The organism is Epibacterium sp. ABZ3_068 (assembly GCF_056159265.1).
On record NZ_JBSWUV010000001.1, the window covers coordinates 1,646,548 to 1,659,951 of the forward strand.

Annotated in this window: 14 protein-coding genes; 5 read left to right on the plus strand and 9 right to left on the minus strand. The window is 56.9% G+C overall.

Going from position 1 to position 13,404, the window contains the following annotated elements; genetic code table 11:
- Positions 1 to 124: 124 nt before the first annotated feature.
- Complete coding sequence (locus ACXAEW_RS07720) at positions 125 to 631, minus strand: c-type cytochrome (protein WP_474940772.1); 507 nt, start codon at positions 629 to 631, stop codon at positions 125 to 127.
- Positions 632 to 700: 69 nt separating this feature from the next.
- Here ACXAEW_RS07720 and ACXAEW_RS07725 point away from each other — a divergent pair, with 69 nt between their 5' ends.
- Together ACXAEW_RS07725 and ACXAEW_RS07730 are read left to right on the plus strand one after the other, a co-directional pair.
- Positions 701 to 2,398, plus strand: coding sequence for a Y-family DNA polymerase (locus ACXAEW_RS07725; protein ID WP_474943005.1), 1,698 nt, complete (start codon positions 701 to 703; stop codon positions 2,396 to 2,398).
- A gap of 127 nt (positions 2,399 to 2,525) precedes the next feature.
- A complete protein-coding gene (locus ACXAEW_RS07730) occupies positions 2,526 to 2,867 on the plus strand; it encodes a DUF2794 domain-containing protein (protein ID WP_474940773.1) in 342 nt (113 codons plus the stop codon).
- 138 nt (positions 2,868 to 3,005) lie between these two features.
- On the opposite strand, the gene ACXAEW_RS07735 is transcribed toward ACXAEW_RS07730, so the two are convergent.
- The 3 genes from ACXAEW_RS07735 to ACXAEW_RS07745 form a co-directional block, all read right to left on the minus strand.
- On the minus strand, positions 3,006 to 3,845 hold the full coding sequence (locus tag ACXAEW_RS07735; RefSeq protein WP_474943006.1) for a C40 family peptidase: 840 nt from the start codon (positions 3,843 to 3,845) through the stop codon (positions 3,006 to 3,008).
- A 2-nt stretch (positions 3,846 to 3,847) separates the two neighbouring features.
- Positions 3,848 to 5,230: a leucyl aminopeptidase family protein gene (locus tag ACXAEW_RS07740; RefSeq protein ID WP_474940774.1), complete on the minus strand. Its 1,383-nt coding sequence runs from the start codon at positions 5,228 to 5,230 to the stop codon at positions 3,848 to 3,850.
- A 125-nt stretch (positions 5,231 to 5,355) separates the two neighbouring features.
- A complete protein-coding gene (locus tag ACXAEW_RS07745) occupies positions 5,356 to 5,736 on the minus strand; it encodes a hypothetical protein (RefSeq protein ID WP_474940775.1) in 381 nt (126 codons plus the stop codon).
- A 155-nt stretch (positions 5,737 to 5,891) separates the two neighbouring features.
- On the opposite strand from ACXAEW_RS07745, the gene ACXAEW_RS07750 reads away from it, so the two are divergent.
- On the plus strand, positions 5,892 to 6,542 hold the full coding sequence (locus tag ACXAEW_RS07750) for a carbonic anhydrase (protein WP_474940776.1): 651 nt from the start codon (positions 5,892 to 5,894) through the stop codon (positions 6,540 to 6,542).
- A gap of 9 nt (positions 6,543 to 6,551) precedes the next feature.
- On the opposite strand, the gene ACXAEW_RS07755 is transcribed toward ACXAEW_RS07750, so the two are convergent.
- A complete protein-coding gene (locus ACXAEW_RS07755) occupies positions 6,552 to 7,691 on the minus strand; it encodes a DUF3095 domain-containing protein (RefSeq protein ID WP_474940777.1) in 1,140 nt (379 codons plus the stop codon).
- Positions 7,692 to 7,985: 294 nt separating this feature from the next.
- On the opposite strand from ACXAEW_RS07755, the gene ACXAEW_RS07760 reads away from it, so the two are divergent.
- Both ACXAEW_RS07760 and ACXAEW_RS07765 read left to right on the plus strand, forming a co-directional pair.
- A complete protein-coding gene (locus ACXAEW_RS07760) occupies positions 7,986 to 9,008 on the plus strand; it encodes an aspartate-semialdehyde dehydrogenase (protein WP_474940778.1) in 1,023 nt (340 codons plus the stop codon).
- Between the two features lie 149 nt (positions 9,009 to 9,157).
- Positions 9,158 to 9,514, plus strand: a complete 357-nt coding sequence (locus ACXAEW_RS07765; protein ID WP_474940779.1) for a hypothetical protein — start codon at positions 9,158 to 9,160, stop codon at positions 9,512 to 9,514.
- Between the two features lie 153 nt (positions 9,515 to 9,667).
- On the opposite strand, the gene ACXAEW_RS07770 is transcribed toward ACXAEW_RS07765, so the two are convergent.
- From ACXAEW_RS07770 to ACXAEW_RS07785, 4 genes are read right to left on the minus strand one after another with little or no spacing between them, the layout of a single operon-like run.
- Positions 9,668 to 10,750, minus strand: coding sequence for a branched-chain amino acid ABC transporter permease (locus ACXAEW_RS07770; protein WP_474940780.1), 1,083 nt, complete (start codon positions 10,748 to 10,750; stop codon positions 9,668 to 9,670).
- Positions 10,747 to 11,778, minus strand: coding sequence for a branched-chain amino acid ABC transporter permease (locus ACXAEW_RS07775; protein WP_474940781.1), 1,032 nt, complete (start codon positions 11,776 to 11,778; stop codon positions 10,747 to 10,749). The genes ACXAEW_RS07770 and ACXAEW_RS07775 overlap by 4 nt, the downstream gene beginning before the upstream one ends.
- 35 nt (positions 11,779 to 11,813) lie before the next feature.
- On the minus strand, positions 11,814 to 12,539 hold the full coding sequence (locus ACXAEW_RS07780; protein ID WP_474940782.1) for an ABC transporter ATP-binding protein: 726 nt from the start codon (positions 12,537 to 12,539) through the stop codon (positions 11,814 to 11,816).
- On the minus strand, positions 12,529 to 13,305 hold the full coding sequence (locus ACXAEW_RS07785; protein ID WP_474940783.1) for an ABC transporter ATP-binding protein: 777 nt from the start codon (positions 13,303 to 13,305) through the stop codon (positions 12,529 to 12,531). The genes ACXAEW_RS07780 and ACXAEW_RS07785 overlap by 11 nt, the downstream gene beginning before the upstream one ends.
- Positions 13,306 to 13,404: the final 99 nt, after the last annotated feature.

Below are 13,404 nucleotides of genomic sequence, written 5' to 3' on the forward strand. Positions count from 1 at the left end.
TATAGCGCTCTCGGGACGTCGTCTGCCGAGAGCGTTTTTTTCGAAGGCCTGCGGCTCAGAACCCTTTTGGGGCTGTCCGTGCTGACGCGTGGCGATTTGGCGGTTGGCTGGACATTGATCAGATCTAATGTGTTGTGAACTCGTGGCCGGGTTCCTTGTAGACTTGGTGGCAGGCGTGGCAGGCTTGGATCAGCGCGGGCAGGCTGCCGCGGAGCGTGTTTAGCGTGCGGGGGTTTATCCCGTTTGCGGCTTGATTTGCGTTTGCGGCATGGGTCTTGAAGTCATCCCAGTTAGACCAGATGCTTGCCTTTGCCAGACTATGGGGGTCGCGATGCGGGCGTTTGAAACGTTTCGGGATTGCGTCGGTTGTGGCCTTGAGCGTCTTGCGTGCTGCCTTTGCTTGCGCTCGATCAAAGGGGCGGCGCGTTGAAGCCATTTCAATCAGAACCGCAAGAGCCGCCTTTTGGGTGGTCATGAGATCCACCCTGGCTTGAACCTTGGGGTTTGAAACCCCGTGGCTGGCGCCAAGGCTCCCGGCGAGCGCCATTGCCAGCACAGCCGCAGCGGCAAAGACACTGGGCCAGAAACGCCGTATTGACCGAATCGCAAAGTGTGAACAAAAGTAGAACATGTGCGGATTTGCCCCTGCTGTTGCCAATAATTGACTATCAAAACCCGATCAAAAAGACCGACCGTGCCCATGTTAGTGTCCACGTCCAACCGCCGTATTCTGTCGCTTTGGTTTCCCAGACTCGGCGTCGAACGTATCCTGCGCCAAGAACGCGGCAGCATTACCGGTCCGTTCGCGGTCACAGAGGAAGTGTCTAACACACAGGTTATTTCGTCGTTAAACCGGGCGGCAGAAAATGCAGGGCTTTCGGCGGGGCAAAGCCTCAGGGATGCGCATGCGCTGTGTGCCCATCTGGTGACCCGCAGCCGAAACCCGGTGGCGGAGCGAAGCTTTTTAAATGCTCTCCAACGATGGGCTGGGCAATTCAGCCCCTGGATCGCACAGGAGGGGCAGGATGCACTGGTCATGGATCTGAGCGGATGTGCCCATCTTTTTGGAGGTGAAGAAGCGCTGCTGCCCCGGATTGAGGATGAGTGCGCGCAGATGGGGGTGAGTGTCGCGCTTGGCCTGGCTGACAGCCGTGGCGCGGCCTGGGCGCTTGCACGTTTTGCCAATGTGGATGTGAGCAGTGATCGGTCAGGCGATGCCATCCAGCAGGAAGCGCGCGCAACCCGCGCCCGAGCCCAGCCAATCGGTTCGGGGAAGGCGCATCCTAAGGCGTCTGCCAAGCGGCGCCACTGGATCCGCGGCGGTGCGGTTCCTCAGGATCTGGGTTCGGTTGGGGCGGCAATACAGGTGGCCCAGCCTGGACAGACTTATGGTGCGCTTGCGCCTTTGCCCATTGCGGCCCTTCGGCTCGAACCTGCCATGGTCGCGCAGTTGAACCGGTTGGGACTGCGCCGGATTGGTGATCTGTTGGGGCAGCCCCGCGCCGCTTTGGCGCGCCGCTTCGGGCAGGGGTTGGTGCTGCGCGTGGATCAGGCCATAGGCAGCGCGCCAGAGCCGGTCTCTCCGGCGGGCGCCGTAGAGCAATTCGCAGTGCGCATGACCCTGCCGGATCCCATTGGTCTGAAGGGGGATTTAATGGCCGCGCTGGACCGCATGCTGCCCCGGCTGTGTGCCCGCCTGGAAACAGGGGGGAAAGGCGCGCGGGTTTTGCGGCTGGAGGCGCATCGTACCGATCAGGCGGCCGAAGTGGTCGAGGTGACATTGGCCCGCCCAAGTCGCTTGCCCGACCGGTTGCGGCCCTTGTTGGAGATGAAGCTGGACAGTATCGATGCGGGCTTTGGGATTGATATGTTGCGGCTTGAGGTGATGCTGGCTGAACCGTTGCATCCCCGACGTCAGGTTGGGCATTTGGAAGCAAGCACGAGAACGCAAGAAGAAGATCACCGTTTGGAGGATCTGATGGGGCGGCTGGGCGCACGCATTGGAATGGAGGCATTGACCCGCTACCATCCTGTCGACACCCATGTGCCTGAAAAAACCGCACAAGCGCAGGCCGCTGTTTGGTCTGACCCTGCGCCGGGCTGGCCCACGCCAGGGCGTCCCCGTCCGCTTCTGCTGTCGCAGCCCGAGGTCGTTATGGCGCCGGAGGTGCCCGAGCTGTCGCCCTGTTTCCGTTGGCGTGGCCGTGAATGGCGTTGGGTGATGTGCGAGGGGCCAGAGCGTCTCGCACCGGAGTGGTGGCTGGATGATCCGAACTGGCGCAGCGGGGTGCGCGACTACTGGGTTGTTGTCACGGCCTGCGGCCAACGTTTGTGGCTCTATTTTGCGCATGGGGCAGCCAAGTCGCATGGCTGGTTCTGCCAGGGAGTCTTTGGATAAGCGTTTGCAATTTTGCGCATGAAACTGCGTCAGAGAAATAAACAATTTGGGTAAAAGACCTGTGCAGCCTGTTTCTCGCAGAGGAAACAGGCTTGATTAGACTTCAAAATACACGCAGGCTGTTGGTATGAGCTTTCAGCAACTTGGGCCGATGATGCGCCCCCACGACACGCAGGTGGCTTTTGACAAGCGTGAATTGCAGACTATCCTGTCGCTGTATGGCCGGATGGTAGCCGCTGGAGAATGGCGGGACTACGGCATATCCAACCTGAGAGATCTTGCTGTTTTTTCAGTGTTTCGTCGAACAGCTGAAAACCCGCTTTATCGGATCGAAAAACGCCCCAAACTACGAAACCGGCAGGGTCAGTACTCTGTTGTTGGCGTCGACGGGCAGGTGTTGAAACGCGGACACGATCTGCGCACGGTTTTGCGCGTTCTGGAACGCAAACTGATCCGGTCGGTGGAATGAGGCGCCTCTACAAGGTCAAGAGTGTGTTCAACGCTATGTAAAGGGGGATGGCGCCGGTGGCGCGGGTCCTTTGGACCCGCGCCCGGCGCCCGGATCGGATCGCCTTGCGATCCGACCGCTCTCTTGATCTGTCGGATATTACAGAGAAAGGCGTTTATGCGCGGTCACGGGGCCATCCCCTTGATACGCGATACGTTCAATAGCCTGGGCAATGCCTTCAAAGGCAACCGCCATATGGTGGACATTTGCGTGGAGCAGACGGTCCTGGGAAACGACAAGAGCGACATGGCCTTTCCAGAATAGCAAATCGCCCGCCTCATAGGTCGCATCGCGATCCAGAACCTTTCCCAGTTCCGCTTCCTGTTGATCGCTGTCACCGGGGCAGGGAATATTGCAGGCAAGACAGGATGCCTGGATCACTCCCGAGCAATCAATACCCCAGCGGCTGTTCCCCCCCCAAAGATAGGGCGTGCCAAGAAACAGCTCAGCCGTTTTGATCAAATTCGGTGCTGCCGTACCAACCGGCCGCAGATGCTGGATAGGCAAAAAGCCAAAAGGTGTTTCTGCGAACCGCGGGCCTTGTGAAAGAACCTGGACTTTGCTGCCAAAGCTGAGCGACAGGCGATCCTGCGATTTGAAATCAGCCGTCTCATAAGCATGAGTGGCGGGTGCGCAGATCCAGTGCGTTGGTTGGCCCATGCCCTTTGACACCTGTGATGTTGGCACATAGCCGACATAACCGTCTTTTTCGGCCTGCACAAAACACCAGCCTTTGTGGTCTTCAAAAACTGTCACGGCCTCTCCCAAAAGCAGCTGCCGATCGCGTGGACCTTCTGGACTGCGCAACAAATCAGCAACGGGAACAGACACATGTGCAGAGGTCCCGGTGACCAGTTTCTGGCCTTCTGCACGATCAGCTAGATCCGTCGCCGCAACACGGGTGTTGATCGGGCTACGTCTGGGATCCAAGAGCGGCATCGTCACAGGGACAGCATTTTGGGAAGGCTGGCAAACAGGGCGCGTACACCTTGGGTGATCCCGCCCTTGCCCAGGCCCGGTTCGGCACTCGGCGACCAGCCGTAGATGTCAAAATGCATATACCGAGCGTCGCCGGCGAACCGGCGCAGGAACAGAGCAGCTGTAATAGAGCCTGCAAAACCACCCGAAGGCGCGTTGTCCAGATCGGCGATCTGGGGTTCGATCATTGCCTCATAAGGGCTATGAAATGGCATGCGCCAGACCGGATCTGCCTGAGCCGGTGCAACCTCGGCCAGTGCCGCGGCATCCGCATCGTGGTCTGTGTAAAACGGAGCGAGATCCGGGCCAACGGCTACCCGCGCCGCGCCCGTAAGTGTCGCCATGGAAATCAGGAGATCCGGCGCGTCTTCCAATGCCCAAGCGAGGGCATCAGCCAGCACCAGCCGACCTTCGGCATCGGTATTATTGACCTCGACCGTTTGGCCGTTGCGCGCAGTGAGAACGTCGCCCGGGCGGAAAGAGGATCCGGCGACGGCATTTTCCACAGCAGGGATCAGAACGCGCAGCTGAACGTCAAGGCCCGAAGCCAGAATGAGCTGTGTCAGGCCAAGCACATTTGCCGCGCCGCCCATGTCCTTTTTCATCAGCCCCATGCTGTTGCCGGGTTTTAGATTCAGGCCGCCGGTATCAAAACATACACCTTTGCCGACCAGAGTTAACTTGGGTCCGCAGGATCCCTTGCGCAATTCGATCAGGCGCGGCGTGTTTGTGGCTGCGCGTCCGACTGCATGGATCATAGGGAAATTCTGGGCCAGCAGATCCTCACCGGCAATGACTGCAATCTCTGCCCCGTGCTCATCAGCCAATGTACGTGCGGTGTCTTCCAGCGCATCCGGCCCCATATCCGCTGCCGGTGTGTTGATCAGATCACGTGTGAGTGTTTCTGCCGCGGCCAGGTTTTCTATTTTTGCCGCATCGAGCCCTTCCGGAGCAACCAGTCGCGCCATGTTACCAGATGTGGATTTATACCTGTCAAACACATAGCCGGTCAGCAGCCAGCCCAGGGCTTCGGTTGCTGCGGCCTCTTTTGGAAGGCCGTCGACGATGCGGTAAACGCCTTTGGGCAGCTTGGCTGCGCCACTGGCCAAAGGAAACCGCGCGCGACTGCGCGCGGCTGCCGTTCCATACCCTAGCAGCGCGCCCATGGGCGCGCCTGTGGTATCTGCCACAACAAGGGACTGTCCCAGCCCTCCGGAAAACCCATTTGCCCGCGCCCAGTTCTGTACCGGGGCGGACTGTGTCTCCAGCCAACTGTCACAATTTTCCTGTGTGATAATGTAGGTTGGGATTGCAGAAGGGGTATCCTCGGCAAAGGCGAGTTTCATATGAAGGCTCCGGTCTGGGCGAATTTCCTCGCGTCAGAGTACCTTTACCATTGCGCGCTGCAAGCCTCAGTCGTGACAAAATGCATTTATCGGCAAAGTCTAAGACGCTGCCGGAATTCAAATAGTCAAATGCTCATGTCGTGTTGATCCCAAATTGCAGTCAAAGAACGCTCGCCCACCCGGATAAGGCGAAACAAAGTAGAGGCCACCGCTGGGTGGTCTTCGGCGTCGATCGCCAATGTGACATCACGCGCAATGTTGGACATTGCGGCCATGCCGATCTGTTCCGCGATCGCTATGAGAGAGCGCGCACTTTTCCTTAAGTTCACCATGTCTTTGTGACGCCACAGGCGTTCACAATGTGTCAGGCGTACCGCCAGTTCTTCGATTGCTCGACAAACAACGTCCTCCGCTCCGCGTTCACCAAGTTCTTCATAGAGGTCCGACAATTTGTCGGGATCCAGGCGCACGGTTTCTGTGTGCACAACAGTGAGAATATTAGCCACCACTTTCACCCCAATATTTATGTGCCCCCACGGCACACAGCACAATCTGCGCCTGAACAGTTTTCAAAAGGTTTCCACGGCCGTCCGAAATATCTCGAATTTACTAACAAATCAGGCTATCACGCTCGTCAGAAGTCAACTCAGGGACCGTGAACATGCAATTTGCCAAGCCTCTCCCGAGCTATCTGGTCACTCGTTACCATGGCTGGAAAGCCACAACATATAGTGAAAACCAAGGTTGGTACCGCCGTCTCGCCACTGAAGGGCAGCGTCCGCGGGCCATGGTGATTTCCTGCTGTGACAGCCGTGTGCATGTGACGTCTATTTTTGGTGCAGATCAGGGTGAATTTTTCATTCACCGTAACATTGCAAACTTGGTTCCGCCTTTTGCGCCGGATGGGGATCACCACGGGACCTCGGCTGCGGTTGAATATGCGGTCACCGCGCTGAAGGTTTCCCATTTGATCGTGCTTGGTCATTCTCAATGTGGTGGGGTGCAAGGCTGTATCGATATGTGCAAGGGCAACGCCCCGCAGCTGGAAGAAAAAACCAGCTTTGTCGGGCGTTGGATGGACATTCTCAAGCCCAAGTTTGAAGGTGTTGCAGATATTTCGGACGAAGCAGAGCAGGCGCGCCAATTTGAGCGTCAGGCCGTGGTTGCGTCGCTGGAAAACCTGATGACGTTCCCCTTTGTGGAAAATGCGGTCAAAGCGGGCGAGCTGAGCATTCACGGGTTGTGGACCGACATCGGCGAAGGTGGCCTGGAAAGCTATGATCCGAAGGCCGGCGGCTTTAGTCCGGTCTAAATAGGGGCTTCACGCCAAGGATTGCGCCGCTTGGGTATAGCCACCTGCGGCGCCGTCAACAAAGTGAATATGATTGTCATTAAACGCAGAGGGCACAATACATGTCAGGATGGCTTCATCCTGTTCGTGCCAGCCGAACCTGATCAGGCCTGCCGTTTTTGCGGCGTTTAATCGCTCCAGCAGCCGGTCACGCACATCCGGACTACAGTCGATTGTCATCTTGAGCCCATCGTCAAACTTTCGAAAATCGGCGTTGCGTGCCAGGATGCGCCGGTAGTGCACCGGGTCAAATCCTTGGACTTTTATCTTGAAGGTAAAGATCAGCCGCGCCAGCATCGTTCGCACGAGCAATGCCAAAGAGGCCAGCAGTGTCGGGGCCCGTTGCCGCATCAACCGCGCTTCGCTTTGCAAACTCTGTGTCGAAGGGCCAGCACCCGGGCCCATTTCCGGCACAGGATGCCCATGTCTCGAAAGTTCCCCTGCCAGAGAAAGAACGTCGTCTGCAACCTGGGCAAATTCCTGATGCCTGGTGTGATCGCTCGGCAGAACCAAAAGTGACAGGATGGTGCCGTTCTTTGATTTTATGTTGCTCCATCGGCAGGTCAGCCCGCTCAGATCCGGGGGGATGGCGTCACTGGATGCCGGGATTTCAAAGGCGCCCAGCTTCATTTGCTGTTCGACCCAGGCCAGTCCGCCGCCGCTAAACATGGCATAGTCGGCCTCGGGCCCTACGGCATAGCGGGCAACGGCAACATCATATCCTTCGTCGCGAATCCAATTCACCGGTGTCATGGCCGCTCTGAGGGTGATGGCGAACTCCCGGTCGACCCAGGCGCGTAGGCGCGCCAGCGTTTTACGCGCCAGATGTTCCCACTCCCGCGGCACTGCAAAGGATGCGCCATCTCCTGCAAACACATAAGGGAAAGGGCGATGCGACAATGCATTGAGCATCGCGGTAATCACCGCAGCGCTGATCATATTGACGGTGCGATATTGTCCTTTGGCAATCAATCCGCGGCTGTCGACAATATCGGTACAACAAATCAGCCAGTTTTCGGGCAGGGGCGTGAAACTCTCTGATCGCGCGAGGCTGGAAAACTCGTCCACGGTCGGTAGGTTTTCATAAAATTCGGTTTCTGTCTGCGCCATGGTACTGGGGAACCTATCAAAATGACTTGCCTGAATTTAGCGCTGCCTGGGGGCTGCGCCAATGGCTGCTTTTGTAACCTTGGGCCGAAACTCAGAGAGACCAGAATCGCATCACGATTGTGCAGAGCGGTAAGGGGGCTGCTTTTGCCATATTGCTTGGTACGATTTTCAAAAAACGATACAATATTGTGTCGTCTTTGCCGGAGCAGAGAGGTTGCCGCTCTTTAATTGTTCTTGTTTTACCTTTATCACGGCGACGCTGGCCATGGGGCCACATATATCTGGAGAAACAAAATGGGTTATCGCGTCGTAGTCGTTGGCGCCACGGGGAACGTGGGCCGCGAAATGCTGAACATTCTGGCAGAACGCCAGTTTCCGGTGGAGGAGATTGCAGTTCTGGCGAGCCGCAAGTCTTTGGGCACTGAAGTGAGCTTTGGCGAGACGACACTGAAGACCCAGGATCTGGCGACTTTTGATTTCGCGGGCTGGGACATGGCGCTGTTTGCCGTCGGTTCTGCTGCAACCAAGGATTACGCGCCCAAGGCGGCCGCGGCGGGTTGTGTGGTCATCGATAACTCTTCGCTGTACCGCTATGATCCCGCAATCCCGCTGATCGTTCCGGAAGTGAACCCTGAGGCGATCCACGACTATAAGAACAAGAATATCATTGCCAACCCGAACTGCTCAACCGCGCAAATGGTTGTGGCGCTGAAGCCGATCCATGATCGTGCCAAGATCAAACGGGTTGTCGTCTCCACCTACCAATCGGTGTCCGGTGGCGGCAAGGAGGCGATGGAAGAGCTGTGGGAACAGACCAAAGCAGTTTACAACCCAACCAAAGACGTTCCGCCGAACAAGTTCACCAAGGAGATCGCGTTCAACGTGATCCCGCATATCGACGTGTTCCTGGATGATGGCTCCACCAAGGAAGAGTGGAAGATGGTCGCCGAGACCAAGAAGATCATCGACACCTCGATCAAGGTCACCGCGACCTGTGTGCGTGTGCCCGTGTTCGTTGGCCACTCTGAGGCGGTGAACATCGAGACTGAGGATTTCCTCGACGAAGATGAAGCCCGTGACATCCTGCGTGAATCGCCCGGTCTGATGGTGATCGACAAGCGTGAGGACGGCGGCTACGTCACACCCAAAGAATGTGTTGGCGACTTTGCAACCTTTATCAGCCGTCTGCGTCAGGACCCGACCGTTGAAAACGGTCTGAATCTGTGGTGTGTCAGTGACAACCTGCGCAAGGGCGCAGCGCTGAACGCTGTGCAGATTGCTGAGCTTCTGGGCCGTGAGGTCCTGAAAAAGGGCTGATAGCTGCTTTGAAAGTAAGCGAAATACCATCAAAAGAATAGGGGGCGCTTCGAAAGAGGCGCCTTTTCTTCTTTTGCGGCTCTGTGTGAAGCGTTTGTTTTTCTTAAAATCGAAGGCAGAGATGTTTTTGGGTTTTGGGGAGAATGGTGATGTTCATCAGACATGAAAATTTTAGAGTGAACGCCAAAGATCATGCGGATCTGGGTCAATCGGCCTGGGCCAGCGCACGTGTCTGTAAGCGTCTGGACTCGGAATTGGCCATTCAGTTACGCATTCTTCTGAGACCAGAATTCGAGCAGGCGGAGAGCTGGGGGGACCTCCGGCGCGCCCTCCGCAACAAGGGGTTCAGTCTCCGGCTGGATCAGGGACGGCTGCGTTTGCTGGACAGTATCAGTCGCGTCGACATCTGTTCCAGCGGGTTTCTGGGCTTTCCATTGACCCGGTTAGAACAGGCATTTGGAGCGCCCCTGGAGCGCGTGGACAGGAGTGCCTGGTTGATTTGCTAAGGTAGTTGTTCGCGGGCACGAGGCAGGTCACATGCACACGACAGGGCAGCTTGTTCCCTGTTTCGCGCGGCTCCCGCCCGGTTTGTTTGCGGCAAAGCCGCCATCAAACCCGTTGGGCGTGGCAGCGTGCCGTTCCGGCACGCTGCGGGTTCGCTATCGTGGATCGCTTCCTCTGCGCCGCAGACGTCCCACAACCCCTTGTGGGAAGAAATAAACGCTGAGGATGAAAAGCAGGCCCAGCCACAACAGCCAGCGATCCGCGTTGAGGAGATTGGGCAACAGCGGCATGTCCGGCACCAGGCCAGCTGCCGAACCCATAATGTTTTGAAGGTAATTCTGCGCCAGAACAAAAACGGTTGCGCCGACAATCGCCCCATAAAGCGTCCCCATTCCGCCGATAACCACCATCAAGAGCACATTGACCATGATCTCCATCGAGAGCGTGGTTTCCGGGCCGACATACCGCAGCCAGATTGCATAAAGGGCCCCTGCACAGGCCGCAGCGGCCGCGGAAATGCAGGATGCCGAAACACGGTAGTAAATCACCGGAAAGCCAATTGCCTCGGCGCGGAACTCATTCTCGCGAATGGCCTTCAGGACCCGTCCAAAGGGGGAGTTGACGAGGCGCAGCAGAGCCAGGAACAGAAAAGCTGCGCAGAAAAAGACCAGATAATAGGCCAGAAGTTTGCCATTCAGCTTCACGCCAAACAGGCGCCCGTCCAAAGTCTCGGTTCCGAACTTGAATGCAGGTCCAAGAGAGCGGGGCAGTTTGAATGTAAGCCCGTCTTCTCCTCCGGTGAGTGACGATAACTGGCTGAACAGCACTGCCACGGCAGAGGCCACCGCCAGAGTGATCATCGCAAAGAAAATTGCCCGCACGCGCAAGGAGAACAGACCGACCGCCAAAGCCACAACCGCGGCAGAGCAAACGCCGCCCAAGGTGCCCAGACCCAGGGCAAGGTAACTTCGGTCTATGTGAATCAGGCCAAAGGCGACGCCATAGGCGCCAAGACCAAAGAACATTGTATGCGCAAAGCTCACTATGCCCGTATAGCCGATCAGGAGGTCATAACTGGCGACCAGAACCACAAAGATGCAGATGCGGGCGGCGGTATCAACGGTACGCACCCCGGGAAACAGAAAGGGTGCCAGCGCGAGGCATAAGACGATCACGATCAATAGCGCCGACAGGGATCGGGAGCGGGGCAGATCGTCAGAAAGCAGCGTTCGGATCATTTTGCCTTTACCACCGGGATCATGCCCATCGGGCGCCACATCAGGATCGCAACCATCAATCCGATGTTGGACAAAAGGGCGAATTTAGGTGCCAGAAAGGCGACGTAGTTCTGCATCAACCCCACAAGGAGGGCGCCTAAGAAACAGCCTTCGACAGAGCCGAGGCCACCGATGATCACGACGATAAAGACCAGGATCAGAGCCTGATTGCCCATATGGGCGGTGATCACCTCTTGGTACATGCCCCAGATCGCGCCGCCAAATCCGGCCAATGCACTGCCGGCCACAAAGACGCCTATAAACACCAGCCGCAACCGGTATCCAAGCGCCATTACCATTTCGCGGTTCTCGACACCGGCGCGGACGATCAGTCCAATTTTGGTCCGTCGCAGGATCCAGCGCATCATCACAAAGATTGCGAGCCCCAAGGAGACAACCAACAGTCGGAACTTCTCTATTGTGGCCCCTGCAACAATGATGGAGCCTTTCAGCATTTCCGGACGGGTGAAATAGATCTCTTCCGGGCCCCAGAGAACGATAATCAGCTGCTCGGCCACGATAAGCCCTCCCATCGTGACAAGAATCTGGTTCAAGTGATTACCGTAGACCGGCCGCACGACAACGCGTTCGAATGCCCAACCTGCCACAGCGCAGGCAGCCATTGCCGCGCCAACAGCAAGCAGAACCGCAGCAATATTCATCCACAAAACAGTGCTCTGGGAGAGGGCACCAAAATGCAACAGCACCGAAACACCAACAAATGCCCCAAGCGAAACAAAGGCTCCATGGCCAAAGTTGATGACGTCCATCAGCCCAAACACCAGCGTCAGTCCGGTTGCCATAATGAAATACATCATGCCAATGGCCAGTCCCGACAGCGTAAGTGTCAACCAGCTTGAGGTTGCACCAATTGCCAAGTATCCGGCGCAAATCAGCAGCGCGACAAGGGCCAAAGGCGCGTAAGAGCCAATCCGCTCGGACCAGGACTGTTGTTCAAAAACGGGTGTATGCTCTGGAGCTGCTGCCATAGATTGCGGCCTTTGATTGGAATGCGGAAGGACGTTCAGGTGTTTGCAAGGCTCAGTCCCATCAAGCGTTGCTGAAGCTCTGCGTCTTTGGAGAGCCGCTCCATGGAACCGGACCAGATCACGCGCCCATCATCCATCACATCCGCATAATCGCCGAGCGCCTTTGCCACGGCAAAATTCTGTTCCACCAACAAGATGGCAGCGCCCTGTCGCTTCAGATCTGCCAGAGCGCGGGCCATTGTGGTGACGATCGCCGGAGCAAGCCCTTTGGTCGGTTCATCAATCAGGTAGAGCTTGCGTTCCTCGATCATCGCCCGTGCGATCGACAACATTTGTTTCTGCCCCCCCGATAGGGTTCCGGCCTGCGCGCGCCAAAAGGTTTTGAGTGCCGGAAAGACGGAAAAAATCCAGTCCAGCCGCGCCGCGTCCATGGGACCGGAGAAAGCGGCAAGGCGCATGTTTTCTTCGATGGTGAGGTCAGAGAATACTTCCATTTGTTCAGGGACATACCCAATGCCTGCGCGCGCGATATCAGGGGTTGGCATTTTGGTTATATCCATGCCGTCAAAGAAGATTTTACCCTCACGGGCACGCCAATGACCGATGATTGAACGAAGGGTCGTTGTTTTTCCTGCGCCGTTTCGCCCCAGCAGCATGGTTACCGTGCTTGGTGGGACATTCAGGCTGACGCCGCGCAGGATGTGGTAACGACCAATATCCGTATAAACATCGTCAAGTTCCAGAAGCGCATTAGAGGTCATGCAATGCGCCTTCCAATCCACGCCCGATATAGGCCTCTTGGACAATGTCGGAGTGCATTACATCCGTCGGGGCGCCATCGGCCGCCAAGGTACCATTGTGCAGGACAATAATTCGGTCAGCCAGAGCCCGAATAACCTCCATCTTGTGCTCAACCAGCAAAATGGCGCGGTCTTGTCTCTTTTTAAGATGTTCGATCAGATCCAGAACAACCGGCGCCTCATCCATGCTCATCCCGGCGGTCGGCTCGTCAAACATGTAGACCAGCGGATCAAGCGTGATCAGCATCGCCACCTCAAGCTTGCGCTGATCGCCATGGGACAGCTCTGACACTTTCTGGAAACGCTGTTCTGTCAACTGTACCTGCACCAGGGCCTTTTCTGCGGCTTCGATCAAGTCGCGATGGCGGCTGGCCATGGACCAGACGCAGGCTTGCCGTTTGGATTTTGACTGCGCCACAAGCCGTAGGTTCTCCATCACCGTCAGGTCTGGAAAGAGATTGGTCAGCTGGAACGCGCGCCCGATCCCAGCGCGCGTCCGTGACGCAACGGTCAATCGGGTGATGTCGCGTCCATCTAGGAAAACGCGACCCGAGTTGGCATTCACCTGACCCGATATCAGATCAAAATAAGTGGTCTTTCCGGCTCCATTGGGGCCGATGATGGCGGTCAGAGATCCTGCTTCAAAGGCGCAGCTGACCGCATTGACTGCAACATGTCCGCCAAAGCGCGCGGTCAGATCTTCTGTACGTAACAATGCTGATGACATGGCATCCATATCTCCCGAGCATAGACCAGCGAAGGGGTGCGCGTTAAAAATCAACCATAAAAACCACGGGCCCGGAAACAGTTGGTTGCCGGGCCCGGA

Excerpts from the sequence above, each read along its gene's own strand:
- ACXAEW_RS07720 (WP_474940772.1), bottom strand. The coding sequence starts at position 631 with ATGTTCTACTTTTGTTCACACTTTGCGATTCGGTCAATACGGCGTTTC.
- ACXAEW_RS07725 (WP_474943005.1), top strand. The coding sequence starts at position 701 with ATGTTAGTGTCCACGTCCAACCGCCGTATTCTGTCGCTTTGGTTTCCC.
- ACXAEW_RS07730 (WP_474940773.1), top strand. The coding sequence starts at position 2,526 with ATGAGCTTTCAGCAACTTGGGCCGATGATGCGCCCCCACGACACGCAG.
- ACXAEW_RS07735 (WP_474943006.1), bottom strand. The coding sequence starts at position 3,845 with ATGCCGCTCTTGGATCCCAGACGTAGCCCGATCAACACCCGTGTTGCG.
- ACXAEW_RS07740 (WP_474940774.1), bottom strand. The coding sequence starts at position 5,230 with ATGAAACTCGCCTTTGCCGAGGATACCCCTTCTGCAATCCCAACCTAC.
- ACXAEW_RS07750 (WP_474940776.1), top strand. The coding sequence starts at position 5,892 with ATGCAATTTGCCAAGCCTCTCCCGAGCTATCTGGTCACTCGTTACCAT.
- ACXAEW_RS07755 (WP_474940777.1), bottom strand. The coding sequence starts at position 7,691 with ATGGCGCAGACAGAAACCGAATTTTATGAAAACCTACCGACCGTGGAC.
- ACXAEW_RS07760 (WP_474940778.1), top strand. The coding sequence starts at position 7,986 with ATGGGTTATCGCGTCGTAGTCGTTGGCGCCACGGGGAACGTGGGCCGC.
- ACXAEW_RS07765 (WP_474940779.1), top strand. The coding sequence starts at position 9,158 with ATGTTCATCAGACATGAAAATTTTAGAGTGAACGCCAAAGATCATGCG.
- ACXAEW_RS07770 (WP_474940780.1), bottom strand. The coding sequence starts at position 10,750 with ATGATCCGAACGCTGCTTTCTGACGATCTGCCCCGCTCCCGATCCCTG.
- ACXAEW_RS07775 (WP_474940781.1), bottom strand. The coding sequence starts at position 11,778 with ATGGCAGCAGCTCCAGAGCATACACCCGTTTTTGAACAACAGTCCTGG.
- ACXAEW_RS07780 (WP_474940782.1), bottom strand. The coding sequence starts at position 12,539 with ATGACCTCTAATGCGCTTCTGGAACTTGACGATGTTTATACGGATATT.
- ACXAEW_RS07785 (WP_474940783.1), bottom strand. The coding sequence starts at position 13,305 with ATGTCATCAGCATTGTTACGTACAGAAGATCTGACCGCGCGCTTTGGC.